General features: G+C 56.1%; 13 protein-coding genes and 1 tRNA gene. 5 read left to right on the forward strand and 9 right to left on the reverse strand.

What is annotated here, in order from left to right; genetic code table 11:
- Genes uvrB through EP166_RS01815 form a run of 3 tightly spaced genes read left to right on the forward strand, consistent with a single transcriptional unit; the run spans position 1 to position 3039 of the window.
- Positions 1-2019, forward strand: a complete 2019-nt coding sequence (uvrB, locus tag EP166_RS01805) for an excinuclease ABC subunit UvrB (protein WP_127555101.1) — start codon at positions 1-3, stop codon at positions 2017-2019.
- A gap of 56 nt (positions 2020-2075) precedes the next feature.
- Positions 2076-2822, forward strand: coding sequence for an alpha/beta fold hydrolase (locus tag EP166_RS01810; RefSeq protein ID WP_246026236.1), 747 nt, complete (start codon positions 2076-2078; stop codon positions 2820-2822).
- A 13-nt stretch (positions 2823-2835) separates the two neighbouring features.
- A complete protein-coding gene (locus tag EP166_RS01815) occupies positions 2836-3039 on the forward strand; it encodes a 2-hydroxymuconate tautomerase family protein (protein ID WP_127555103.1) in 204 nt (67 codons plus the stop codon).
- 93 nt (positions 3040-3132) lie between these two features.
- On the opposite strand, the gene EP166_RS01820 is transcribed toward EP166_RS01815, so the two are convergent.
- The 5 genes from EP166_RS01820 to EP166_RS01840 all read right to left on the reverse strand — a co-directional run bounded on the left by EP166_RS01820 (position 3133) and on the right by EP166_RS01840 (position 6304).
- Positions 3133-3209 (reverse strand) — tRNA-Val (locus EP166_RS01820).
- 109 nt (positions 3210-3318) lie between these two features.
- Positions 3319-3717, reverse strand: coding sequence for a globin (locus EP166_RS01825; RefSeq protein WP_127555104.1), 399 nt, complete (start codon positions 3715-3717; stop codon positions 3319-3321).
- 193 nt (positions 3718-3910) lie between these two features.
- Entirely contained in the window at positions 3911-4540 is a 630-nt protein-coding gene (locus EP166_RS01830) for a hypothetical protein (protein ID WP_127555105.1), read from the reverse strand.
- 374 nt (positions 4541-4914) lie between these two features.
- Positions 4915-5334 carry a S24 family peptidase gene (locus EP166_RS01835; protein WP_164743776.1) on the reverse strand — a complete coding sequence of 140 codons (420 nt, stop codon included), beginning with the start codon at positions 5332-5334 and terminating at the stop codon, positions 4915-4917.
- Between the two features lie 76 nt (positions 5335-5410).
- Positions 5411-6304, reverse strand: a complete 894-nt coding sequence (locus EP166_RS01840) for a chemotaxis protein (protein ID WP_127555107.1) — start codon at positions 6302-6304, stop codon at positions 5411-5413.
- Positions 6305-6606: 302 nt separating this feature from the next.
- On the opposite strand from EP166_RS01840, the gene EP166_RS01845 reads away from it, so the two are divergent.
- Positions 6607-7395, forward strand: a complete 789-nt coding sequence (locus EP166_RS01845) for a MipA/OmpV family protein (protein ID WP_127555108.1) — start codon at positions 6607-6609, stop codon at positions 7393-7395.
- A 3-nt stretch (positions 7396-7398) separates the two neighbouring features.
- On the opposite strand, the gene EP166_RS01850 is transcribed toward EP166_RS01845, so the two are convergent.
- The 4 genes from EP166_RS01850 to EP166_RS01865 all read right to left on the reverse strand — a co-directional run bounded on the left by EP166_RS01850 (position 7399) and on the right by EP166_RS01865 (position 11933).
- The gene (locus EP166_RS01850) at positions 7399-8964 is read right to left on the reverse strand and encodes a methyl-accepting chemotaxis protein (protein ID WP_127555109.1); all 1566 of its coding nucleotides are present in this window, start codon (positions 8962-8964) and stop codon (positions 7399-7401) included.
- Positions 8965-9048: 84 nt separating this feature from the next.
- Positions 9049-9702, reverse strand: coding sequence for a LutC/YkgG family protein (locus EP166_RS01855; protein WP_127555110.1), 654 nt, complete (start codon positions 9700-9702; stop codon positions 9049-9051).
- Positions 9699-11156 carry a LutB/LldF family L-lactate oxidation iron-sulfur protein gene (locus tag EP166_RS01860; protein WP_127555111.1) on the reverse strand — a complete coding sequence of 486 codons (1458 nt, stop codon included), beginning with the start codon at positions 11154-11156 and terminating at the stop codon, positions 9699-9701. The genes EP166_RS01855 and EP166_RS01860 overlap by 4 nt, the downstream gene beginning before the upstream one ends.
- A 3-nt stretch (positions 11157-11159) precedes the next feature.
- A complete protein-coding gene (locus EP166_RS01865; RefSeq protein ID WP_127555112.1) occupies positions 11160-11933 on the reverse strand; it encodes a (Fe-S)-binding protein in 774 nt (257 codons plus the stop codon).
- A 171-nt stretch (positions 11934-12104) separates the two neighbouring features.
- Here EP166_RS01865 and EP166_RS01870 point away from each other — a divergent pair, with 171 nt between their 5' ends.
- Entirely contained in the window at positions 12105-12848 is a 744-nt protein-coding gene (locus EP166_RS01870) for an FCD domain-containing protein (RefSeq protein WP_127555113.1), read from the forward strand.
- Positions 12849-12950 lie beyond the last annotated feature (102 nt).

Consider the following 12950-nt stretch of genomic DNA (forward strand, 5'->3'; position numbering starts at 1 on the left):
ATGAAACCCTTTAAAGTTCATTCCAGGTACCAGCCAGCGGGAGATCAGCCCAAGGCGATCGACCAACTGGTAACCGGCTTGAACGCCGGCCTGACCGCCCAGACCCTGCTCGGGGTGACGGGCTCCGGCAAAACCTACACTATGGCCAAGGTCATTGAATCGGTACAACGCCCGACCATTGTACTGGCACACAATAAAACGCTGGCAGCCCAGTTATATTCCGAATTTCGGGAGTTTTTCCCGGAAAACGCCGTCGAGTATTTTGTCTCCTATTACGACTACTATCAGCCTGAAGCCTATGTGCCGTCTTCCGATACCTTTATCGATAAAGACGCGTCGGTGAACGAACACATTGAACAAATGCGGCTGTCAGCCACCAAGGCGTTGCTGGAGCGCCGCGATGTTCTCATTGTCGCGACGGTGTCGGCTATTTACGGTCTGGGTTCGCCCGAATCCTACCTGAAAATGATTCTGCATCTGAAGCGTGGCGATGCCGTTGATCAGCGACAGGTGCTGCGCCGTTTGGCGGAATTGCAGTACAGCCGAAATGACATCGAGTTTGGTCGGGGCACCTACAGAGTCCGGGGCGATATCATTGATGTGTTTCCAGCCGAATCGGAACTGGAAGCCTTGCGCATCGAACTGTTCGATGACGAAGTGGAAAACCTCAGCCTGTTTGATCCGCTCACCGGTGAAGTACTGCAAAAGCTCACCCGCTATACGGTGTATCCGAAAACCCACTATGTAACGCCTCGCGAAACCATACTGGCAGCCGTCGATAAGATTGACGTTGAACTCAAGGAACGGCTGACGGTACTGGAGGATAACCGCCGCCTGGTCGAAGCCCAGCGGCTGGAGCAGCGCACCAAGTACGATCTTGAAATGATGCGCGAGCTGGGTTACTGCAACGGCATTGAAAACTACTCGCGATACCTCTCTGGCCGCAACCCGGGTGATCCACCACCGACGTTGTACGAGTACCTGCCCAAAGACGCGCTGATGTTTATCGATGAATCCCACGCGACCCTGCCGCAACTGGGTGCCATGTATAAAGGGGACCGATCACGCAAGGAAACTCTGGTTGAGTACGGGTTTCGTTTGCCTTCGGCACTCGATAACCGGCCGATGCGGTTTGAGGAATGGGAGCGCTTGGCGCCCCAGGGCATTTATGTGTCGGCCACACCGGGTAAATACGAGGAAGAACACACCCAGCAGGTAGTTGAGCAACTGGTTCGACCAACGGGTCTGGTTGACCCGGTTATTGAGATCCGCCCGGCAACCACCCAGGTGGATGATCTGCTGCACGAGATTAATTTGCGAGTAAACGTGGGCGAGCGAGTTCTGGTAACCACGCTGACCAAGCGCATGGCGGAAGATTTAACCGATTACCTGAATGAAAACGGCGTCAAGGTGCGTTACCTGCACTCGGACATCGACACCGTGGAACGGGTAGAAATCATTCGTGACTTGCGACTGGGCGAATTTGATGTGTTGGTTGGTATTAACCTGCTGCGTGAAGGTCTCGATATGCCCGAAGTGTCGTTGGTGGCCATTCTGGATGCCGATAAGGAAGGCTTTTTGCGCAGCGAGCGGTCGCTGATTCAAACCATTGGCCGGGCGGCCCGTAACCTGAACGGCAAAGCGATTCTGTACGCCGACAGAATGACCGGGTCAATGGAGCGCGCCATTGGCGAAACCGATCGGCGTCGCGAGAAACAGATAGCCCATAACCTGGCCGAAGGTATTACGCCTCAGGCGCTGGTCAAAGACGTGCAAGACATCCTCGAAGGCGCAGTGGCGCCGGGCCGCAAGGGCAAGATTGCACGCAACCGCAAGAAGGTTGAACGCATCGATGCCGAAGCTCGCGATTACGCAACCATGACAGCGGCGGAACTGTCTAAAGTGATCGTCCGGCTGGAAGACGACATGCACCGGGCGGCCAAAGACATGGCCTTTGAAAAAGCGGCCGCCTTGCGCGACGAGATGATGGAAGCCAAAGAACATTTAAAATCAGTCTGACAGAGAATCCAATGCTGCCGGGATATTTAAGCGTGGGGCAGGGCCCCACGGTAGTGATGCTTCACAGTTCGCTGAGTTCATCAGGTCAGTGGCGTGATCTTATTCGTCGACTGCGGGGTAGTGCGCAGTGTCTGGCGATGGATTTATACGGTTACGGCGAAACGCCGATGCCAGCGCTTGAAAATACGCAGCCATTCACGCTGTGGCATGAAGTGGCGTTGCTGGAAGCTTTGCTGGAGCAGGAGAAGATTCAGGGAACAGTAAGGCTGGTAGGGCACTCTTACGGTGCTGCTGTCGCACTGGCCTTTGCGCAAAAACATCCTGATCGCGTAGAGCGGCTCGTGCTGTTTGAACCGGTGTGTTTTTCCATTCTGGAGAGTGGACATGCAGGCTTGAAGGATCTTGAATCGGTGTTGCATGTGTTCGACGATGCATCGACCGCATCAGACTCAACGGAGCAGGCCCGGCGATTTATCGAATACTGGAATGGCCCGGGTGCCTTTGATGCCATGCCCGAACGGCTGCAACTGCTGTTCACTCATCAGGTTAAGAAAGTCGATCTTGATTTTCAGGCGCTGATGCACCCAACCTTCACCGCAGAAGCCCTTGCACCGCTCGCGGATCGGCTGACGCTGCTGCACGGTGAGCATACCCGGGCCAGCGCTCGCGCCCTGATAGAGCAGCTTAAACACTGGTTGCCGGAGGCCAGGGTCTTAAGCACACCGGGCGGTCATATGGCGCCGCTGACTGATGAAGCGGTTGTGAATACCCAAATCGAGCAGTGGTTGCATCTGAACGACTAACCGAGGAAACACCATGCCCTATGTAAACATCAAGATCACCCGAGAGGGTGCTACAGCCGAGCAGAAGCAGCAATTGATACAGGGCACCACTGAATTGCTGAGAGATGTGCTGGGTAAGAACCCGGCGACGACCGTGGTCGTTATCGACGAGGTCGAGACCGACAATTGGGGAATTGGCGGCGAGTCCGTCACGGTTCGGCGAAAGCGGGGTGAGTAGGCCCTTCGGGTCGAACTTACCGTTCGCAGCCGGGTTTCCCGGCTGACATAACAAAAAAAGCCACCCCAGGGTGGCTTCTTTCGTTATCTAATCTGGTAGGACTATCCAGATTCGAACTGGAGACCTCTACCATGTCAAGGTAGCGCTCTAACCAACTGAGCTATAGTCCTGAAGAACGAGGCGTATGATACCTGTACCGGGTTTCAGTGCAAGCCTTTTTTGGCAAAAAGATAACGGATTCAACCAGTTACCGGGTTTGGCGGGGCTTGAGCTGGCTGTTCAATAGGCCTCTTTGATCAGGCGAACACCGGGTTCTATGGCCCGGCGCCAGCTGGCTTCCAGCTCATCCGAAAATTCTGGGTCGTGTTTTCTCAACGTACGCATCAGGGCGTCGAGCCACAGGCCGTACCATTCCGGTTTGATGTTGTAGCCGGTCCGGTCATGACTTTTGCCCAGGGCTCTGAGCTTGGTGTCTGGCATGCCACGGGCATGCAGTACCAGTTGCATGATGCCGTTTCGCAGCAGGTGACGCTGTTGTTTCATGTCAGTGTCGACAAACTGCGCGCGAATGGCGTCTGAGCTGCTCATGAAATGGTCGTAGAAATCGACGAAAAAACGGTCTTTGTTGCAAACGCGTCCATAGCTTTGGAATACACTGTCGCTGTCTTTCGACGTCATTGTGGTGCCTCTTGAAAGTGCAATGGGAGTGGCCTTTGCGTTGTGCGGTCCTTGCAGCGGGCCGAACGGGTAGGCTATCAGCAGAAGACTAGAAGTTTACTGATCGAAATCAAGAGGTTGGCAATGCAGGGGGCAAACCCGGATCACACCATGCATCGGGTGATCGGGGTTTGCATGAGTGCAGCGGGATTGGTTATTCGCTGACGCGCCAGCCTTGTACCTTTTCCAACCCATTTTCGAGTATCCAGGTATTCAGCAATTTGGGCGCACGGGTTTTCTTTTCTACCGTTTCCAGGCTCATTGGGTGACGATAAACACCGGGCTCCAGCGCTTTTGCTGGCTGTGGACGGCCTTTACCTATTACCTTTTTCGGTTGTTTTTTGGCGTATTCTTCAAAAAAACTGGACAGCCGTTTTAGCAAGGCGGATTGTTTTTGGCGGACCAGAGTTTTGGTAATCCAGTCACCGATTTTTACACTGCGTCGGGAAAACAAATCTTCTTCGGTAATGCCGTATTCGCGCTCCAGCGTAGCCAGATATTCCATGTAGGCGTTAAAACCAGCCTCTTTTTTTAACGCGGTTTCTTTTAGGCGAATCAGGTTTTCAAGCTCGGATTCGTATTTCTGAATTTCAGCATCAATGTTTAGCGCGTCGATGCGAACAGCAGAGTGTGTTTGTGTCATAGGCTTCCAATGTTCACGGTTATTATCAGTAGTGACAGTGTAATGGGAGTGCCGGACCATCTGCTGGCAAACCCGTTGAGTCTTTGTGTTTGTGACACCCAGTACCACCTGAGCAGGTTCGAACTGGGTTGGTAGCGCCATCAGTAACTGCCAGAGTCGGGCACTGGCCTGTCTTTCACCTTGGTTATTAGTGCACTGGATAACGCAAAAAACAGAAATGAGAGACTATATCCGTTGCCTTTGCCAGACTGGATCAACGGTGCGTTATGACTTGTATGACTGACCATTGAATCAGCGGGGGTTTACAGCGGTTGCAGTAACCCGTTAACGCGACTCTCTCAACGACGTTTACAAATAACCCTTGTATATCCGCGTTGGGAATAGCGGTTAAACCACATGCAATTCGCCGCGAAATAATATCGTACAAATACAATCTTTGTTCGGCGAAAAGGCGGCAAGTAACGCCGATGGAATATTAGTCGATATCGCAAGTGCTTTCAATTGCCGCAATAGGCTTACAGTGACCGAATAATGTGGCTCACTTTGCCAATCAGGCTAAGGGTTTCATGTTCCGGCACTATAAGAATGTCAAAATCCGGGTGTCTCGGCAGCAACCTTGGGCTCGGAGTCAATTGCAGTTCCCGCACCATCAGTTCGCCATTGTAGCCAGCCAGTATGATGTCGCCCTGGCTGGCTCTGGCACTGCGGTCAACGATCAGGGTGTCGCCCGCGATGATGCCAGCCTCGGCCATGGCCATGCTGTGTACTGACACCAGGATGCTGGATTCCGGATTGCGGATGCACAGGCTGGCCAGGTCAATACCCGGTATATCGTGATCGAGCCCTTCATCATCATCGACGGACTGGCCTTCGACGAAAAGTGGCAGATTCAGTTGCGGGCCTGTTTCACAGCGGCCGAGCAGTTGTACTGACATAACGACTCCTCCAAAATACTGTTTATGCATACAGTATGGTGGAAGCGTTCGGGTTTGCCAACTGTCGGTATGAAGTTTACGACGCTTGAACTGACTCAGCGCCTCGTAGCATCGCCAGAACCAACTCTTCGGCATCGAATTTGGTCAGTGCTTCATTGGCGCCGACCTGATTGGCATAGCTGACGCTCATTTCGCTGTTTAATGAGGTGTGCAGAATGATATAGGCACCCGATAGGTCGGGATTGTCGCGAATATTGAAGGCCAGTTCGTAGCCGTCGAGGCCGGGCATCTCGATGTCACTGACCAGCAGGTCAATGGGGTGGCCCTTGCTGGCCTCGGCCTTTAGGATTTCCAGTGCTTCCATGCCGTTGTTGGTCACCTGATAGGTAATGTTCAGGTTATCGAGTGCATCAGACAATTGCCGTCGGGCGACGTGAGAGTCATCTACCAGCAGGATGTTCAGTGGTTTGAGTTTTTCGCGCTGAACGTCGGTCAGTACGGTGAACTTCTTGTCGGCGGGCGCCGGGTAGACAATCGACAGCAGCAGTTCGACATCCAGTAACTGAATGGTCTGTTTCTCGTCCATCAGCAAACCGGTCAGGAAGGCATTGCGCCCCAGCATCGAGGGCGGCGTTTTTATGTCGCGCCAGTTGGTATCGACAATGCGTTCGATTTTTCGAACCAGAAAGCCGACTTCACGGCGCTGGCAATCGGTAATGATGATGGATGCCGAGGCAATTTCGTCCGGCGACAATGGCTGGTAGCCGACCGCGTAAGCCATATCGATGACTGGAATGGTTTTACCCCGGATGGTCGTCACACCCAGCACTGAAGGATGGTCCTGAGGCATTTTGGTGAGCTTGGCGGTCGGGATGATTTCCCGCACTTTTAGGGTGCCGATGGCAAAGGTTTGGCGGCCCGTCAGTGTAAACAGGAGTAACTTTTGGGCATGCTTTGCCTTACTGCTCATAAAAACCTCGCGAAACTGTCTTGGCGCCCGACAGTTCGGACGCCCGTGGCATGATACGTTATCGGCCAGTCGCCACGAAACCCAAGGGCGGATTTGACCACTGATCAGTCTGGTTGGAATTCGGGTATGGTACAAAACGAAGGCAACTGCGTAATGGTAGTCTTAGTGGCCGCCAGAAGTCGGGCTGGATTGTGTATTTGTGTGTGATCAGGATACGGGCTTCAGGTGGGTGGACGCAGCGCCCTCCATCTGGGGGGCACTGTCCGGATACTGTCAACGAACGAATAAGGAAACTGTGAGCGATGCGCATGGCCGCAAAGGTGTTGGTTGTTTTGGGGTGTTTCGGGGTCTCTGGCCTGAGCTTGGCGGAAAACGCATTCAGTCTGGGGCTTGGGGTGACGGCCAGTGAGCAGTCTTTTGGGCAAGGTTGGCGAGCGCTGCCGGCGCCGAGTTTTTCGGTCGAGTACGAGGGTTATCGGCTGGCCACGCGGGGCCCGGGTCTTGCGGCTGATCTGGTGCCTTCCCGGGCACTGAGTCTGGGGCCGCTGGCGCGGTATTCAGGCGGTCGGGAGAGCGATGAATTGCCGGCAAAGTATCAACAGCAGGCTGACATCCCCGCCTCTGCAGAGGTTGGCGTCACCATCGGCTCTGGCATTCCCTGGCGGGTAATTGGCGTGCCATTGCCCGGTGTACTGACGGCATCGGCAGATGTGGTGACGACCTTGCCGGGCGGCCATGAGACGGCTGTCTTTGCACCCTCGGTAGGCTGGGTCAGTCCGGTGACGGAGCAATTGACGCTGATCGGCTCACTCGGCAGTCAGTGGGGAACCGAGGCCCATATGACGACGTTTTTTGGGGTGGAGGCAACGCCTGATACCGGTGTTGCTGCTTATCAGCCCACAGCGGGTTTAAAGAATCTGAGTCTCAGTCTGATCGCCTCCTATCAGCATACGGAACGCTGGTCGACGATTTGGCTGACGTCCGTTAACCAATACCAGGGCGACGCTGCCGATAGTCCGTTGGTGCGGGACACCGGCGCGTTGAACCGGGTGTTTCTGGTCTGGGGTGTCAGTTACAACGGCCTTTTTTAATGGCTACTTTCTAAACAGTTCCACCAGTTCATGCAGCTCGGTCGACAGATTGTTCATTGCCTGGGCACCGCTGACCGAGCTGTGCGCCTGCTCGAGGCTGTGATCAGCCAGGGCGCTGATGCGCGTCAGTTGCTGGTTGATCTCTTCAGACACCTGGCTCTGTTCCTCGATGGAGGTGGCCATTTGGTGCGTCATTTCGGTAATGCGGCTGACCGCGCTGGCAATCTCGTGCAGCGCCTGGTCCGCTTCCTCCACACGCGCGACACCCTGTTCGGCAATATGCCGGCCTGCGTCTGCAGCCGATTCAGCTTCGCCGGTTTTTGATTTCAGGTTGTCGATGATGTTCTGGATTTGTTGAGTGGTCTCAGTGGTACGAACGGCCAGGGAGCGCACTTCATCGGCCACAACGGCAAATCCCCGGCCGTGTTCGCCGGCGCGTGCAGCTTCAATCGCCGCGTTCAGCGCCAGAAGGTTGGTCTGGTCGGTCACACTCTGAATGAGCTCGGCCGCCTTGGAGATGGAATCGGTCTGAGCGACCACTTCGCTGACCGTGGCGCCAATCGACTGCACGGCTTGCGCCAGTTGTTGTATTTCGTCGCGCGTCTGCTGAACGGTGCGGGTGCCTTTTTCCGCCAGGTCGTGAGCGGTATCGGCTTCGTTGGCGGTCACCTGCACATTACCCGACACTTCATGAATGGTTGCTGACATCTCATTGATGGCCGCAGCAATCTGGGTCGTTTCGCTTTGCAGTTCGTCGATGGCGTGTTCGGACTGGCCCGCCAGTTCGTGCGCTTTTTGCGATTGCTGAAAGACCTGACGCGCGGCATCGTCTATGCGGGTCAGGACGGTATTGAGATGCGCACTGGTGACGCTGGCGGCAAGTTCTACCTGGGCCACCGACAGCGATGCATCGGAATAGGTACTGGCGATCAAAGCATCGTTGAAACGGCCTTCCAGTTTACCGGCAACGGTAGCCAGTGACTGCTTGTGGACCCGCCAGCCGTAGAGTGACGCTGCAACGACGGCACCGGCACCGGAGATGGCCGCGAGCCATTGGCCGCTGTAAGCTCCCACTGCAATCATAGCAGTAATCAATACCGCGGCAGGGCCCAGTGCAAAGGCGGCATCCCGGAATCGGCGAAGCGGGGCGATGCCTGCTTTGCCAGCGTTGATGCGCTGATAGGTGCGAAACGCCCGGTCTATGTCTTCGCGCTGGGGTTTTACCCGGACTGATTCATAACCGACCACCTCGCCACCTTTGGTGATGGGCGTCACATAGGCGTTGACCCAGTAATACCCACCGTCTTTGCGCCGGTTCTTGACCAGACCCATCCAGGGGCTACCCGCCTTGAGGTAGGCCCACATGTTCTCAAAGGCGGCCGGTGGCATATCGGGGTGTCGGATCAGGTTATGCGGCTGCCCAATCAGCTCGTCCCGGGAATAACCACTGGCATCAACAAACGCCTGATTGCAATGCTGAATGCGGCCTTTCCGGTCTGTCGAGGATATCAGTTGCTGGTCGTCCGCCAGGACATATTCGCGATCAGTGACGGGTTGATTGTTGCGCATAAAAATCGGATTCCTGAATTAGCTGGCCAAAAGCAGTATAGGGGCGTTATCGGCCAGCGTTCCTTCAAGATTAGCCGTTTGTCATCAACCGTCGACCAAAAAAACCGTTAACGCCTTGGGGCCGTGGGCACCGTAGACGAGTGTTTGCTCGATGTCCGCTGTCTTGGAGGGCCCGGAGATCAGCAGGGTATTGGTCGGCATGGGGCCTGTCCAGTCTTCCTCCGTGATCAGTTGGTACCAGCTGCTGAACAGTCGGCTGACTGGCAGGATGGCGATATGCAGCGGCGGTGCCAGAGTCATCAGCCTGGGCTCAGTGGGGCTGGGAATGACAACCAGTGAGCCGGTATCAGCCAGGCCCGCATGGCAGCCGGTAATGGCGGCATCGGTCTGGTGAAACAGCGCGCTTTGCCAGGCTTCAACGGGCTGATCGTACCCGTGGAATTGAAGGTCGGGCGCGTTGCGGGTCAATTCGTGATGCACGGGGTGCTCGGGCGCGATCAATACCCGTTGAGCGCCCGCCTGCGTCAGTCGTGCCAATATAGCGTGGCTCAGTTCGGGCTGGCTCACCCTGTGAACCTCGCCATGCACGGCCGCTTGCTGGGCTATAAATCGTTCGATGCCGTCTTGCAGCGACCAGCGACGTTGTTGCATGACTGTAAAATCAGGCTGGCTCGTTGCAGGAAGCGGTTTGCGCTCACGCAGTCGGCTCAAAATGGTTTGGCGGGCAGAAGGGGTCATGGTTGTTGCCTCCCGGAGCGGGCGTTCATGGCGCTATGCAGCGTTGTTTTGGCCAGTTTTGGCGCACTGCGATAGCGAGTCCAGCCGCCCAGTCGTTTCGGGCTCAGTGCCCTGAGCTGGCTGGCCAGGCGCGTTGACTGACGGTAGAGCAACGGGTGACGATGCACGATGCGCCAGAACCTCCAAATCAGTGATTCCAGCCCCGAACGTTTGCTGCCGTGGCCGGGTACGGTTGAGGGGCGAGTCTTGTCGCCATCGACGGCTTCGCGACGCAGCCGCAGCAACAGACTGGGCAGTGGAATACGCACCGGACAGACTTCTCCGCAGGAGCCGCACAGAGATGAAGCGCTGGCAAAGTCTGGCGTTTGCTCTAGCCCCAGCAATTGCGGCATTAGCACCTGCCCAATGGGCCCGGGGTAGGTGGTGCCGTAGGCATGGCCACCAATGCGCGTATAGACCGGGCAATGGTTCATGCAGGCACCACAGCGAATGCACTGTAGGGTCTGGGCCAGTTCGTCGTCCTGGTAGATATCGGAGCGGCCGTTATCAACCAGTACCAAATGCACGGCTTCCGGACCGTCTTGTTCACCCGGCTGACGCGGCCGGCTGATCATGTTGACGTAGGTGGTGATCGATTGACCAGTGGCAGATCGGGTCAGCAAGCTCAGTAAGGGCGCGATATCGGTAAGGCTGGGAACCACTTTTTCGATGCCCGTCACGGCGATGTGGCAAGGCGGCGTGGTGGTGGTCAGGCGGCCATTACCCTCGTTTTCGACCAGGCACAGGGTGCCGCTGTCGGCAACGGCAAAATTGACGCCGGATATGCCTACGTCAGCCTGCATGAATTTTTCACGCAATTGTTGACGGGCCTGGTCGGTCAGGTAATGGGCATCTTCGCGCCGCTCGACGCCGGTCATGGTGTGCATCAAGTCGGCGATTTCAGCGGTGTTCTTGTGAATCGCCGGCATGATGATGTGCGACGGTGTTTCTTTGGCCATTTGTACAATGTATTCGCCAAGGTCCGATTCGAGCACGCTGTAACCGCGTTGCTCAAGATGGGTGTTCAGCTCCATCTCTTCGGTCACCATCGACTTGCCCTTGATCACCGTTTTCGCCTGGCGTTGCTGGCAGATTTCAGTGATGACCCGGCAGGCTTCGTCGCCATCGCGGGCCCAGTGCACCTGGATACCGTTGGCCTGGCACTGGCGTTCCAATTGCTCCAGCAGATCGGGTAACTGCCGCAGTGCCCGCTGCCGGATGGCCTGACCCAGATCCCGCAGGGCGTCCAGATCCCAGTCGGCGAAGGCGCTGCTGCGCTTGTGCATCAGGCCGGTCATGGCTTTATCAAAGTTGCCACGCAACTGGCTATTGGCCAGTGCAGATGTTACCTGTGGCTGAAAGTTGATGGCGCTGTTGTGGCCCTGCTGCGAGGTGTCTTCTCGGGTTTGGGACATCGTTTAAACCTCCCGGTTCGACTGAGAGCGTTGCCAAAGAAAGCTCAGCAGGTGCTCACCGGACAGGCCCGTCTTTTGTTTTTCGGCCACACCGGTGAGGTTCATCAAACACCCGCAATCGGTACTCAGAAAACGGTCGCAACCGGTCTGCGCCAAAGCCGCTACCTTATCGTTGGCCATGGCACCGGAAATATCGGCATGGCGCACGGCAAAAGAACCACCGAATCCACAGCATTCCGTCACCTTGGCCGGCTCGACCAGGGTGACGTTATTCAATTGCCGCAGGAGGGCCGGACCGCTATCCGCAACACGCATCTCCCGGCGTGATGAGCAAGAGGTATGCAAGGCGATGGTGACAGGCTCACCGGTATCAGTGAGCTTGATCTGGCAGACGTTCACCAGAAAATCGGCCAGATCCCAGACTCTGGCCGCCAGCTTGCGGGCTTTTTCAGCATCTTCTGTGCCCTCAAACAGCTTTGGGTAGTGGTGTCGCATCATGCCCGCGCAGGAACCGGAGGGAACGACGACTGGCCAGTCTCCAGGGAACAAATTCAGCTGGGCTTGCGCTACGGCCCGGGCTTCGTCGTTGCGACCCGAAGTATAGGCCGGCTGTCCGCAACAAGTTTGATCCTGAGGGTAGATAACCTCTATTCCCTCCCGCTCCAGCAGGTCGACCCCGGCGAGACCGGCTTCCGGATAAAACAGGTCGACCAGGCAGGTACCAAACAAATAGACCTTGTCGGGTTTGCTCGGGTAGAGCAGAACGGGCTGTGACATTGGAACCTCGGCATTGAAAAGGGGGTGCACGGTTGCATCGTTTGCTCTGCCTGGGGTACGATGCTCTTTTAATTGGTAATACCAATTTACCAAATATTTCCAGTGAGAATAGGCCGACTTCACAGGGCTGTCAATCCGCCATGTGAGGGCCGGTCAAGTGAGCGGGGTGTCATGAAAGCAGAGCGCATGTCGGATCAGGTTGCCCGTTTAGTGGAAAAAGCCATCACCGAAGGGCATTACCCGGTGGGGAGCCAGTTACCGCCTGAACGTGAACTGGCCGTCCAGCTGGGCGTATCCCGCCCGACGCTGCGACAGGCGCTGGGTACTCTGGCCGCCCGAGGCTGGCTCGAGAGTCGACAGGGCGGTGGGCATCGCGTCTGCCAGCACCTGGGCGATGGCATCAGTGATCCGTTACTGGCCTTGCTCAGTACTGACAGAGACTACCAATACGATATTCTGGAATACCGGAATGCTCTGGAAGGCATGGCTGCCTGGTACGCAGCCTTGCGAGCGACTGATGCAGACCGCGGCAAGCTTCAGGCCTGTGCGACCGAACTGGAGCGTAGCCATCAGGCAGGCAGCGCAGCAGAGCAAGCCAGAGCAGACGCGGAATTTCACCTGGCCATTGCCGAGGCAAGTCACAACGCCGTGCTGTTGCATAACATGAAAGCGTTGTTCAAAGTGTTGGCATCGTCCATCGCTGAGAGTGTTTTTCAAATAGCCGGTCAGGGGGATACGGCCGATCGTTTGCTGGAGCAGCACCAGCGGTTACTTGAGGCTATTATGAGTGGTGACGCGGCTGCAGCACAGCAGGCATCGCAAACGCATTTGGGGTTCGTAGAATCCTGTTTGAATGAATCGCACCGACAGGGGCGTCAGCGCGGGTTACAGGCCTTTAAAGTGATGCCCGGCTAAACGGCGGTTTCGCTTTGAGTGGCCCTCGGGCATGATGGGGCCTGGTTGCTTGCCATTCCGTGTGCCACGAGCGTCGATTTACACGCTGAGCGCCAGGACAGC

The organism is Saccharospirillum alexandrii (genome assembly GCF_004000275.1).
In the GTDB taxonomy this organism is placed as follows: domain Bacteria; phylum Pseudomonadota; class Gammaproteobacteria; order Pseudomonadales; family Natronospirillaceae; genus Saccharospirillum; species Saccharospirillum alexandrii.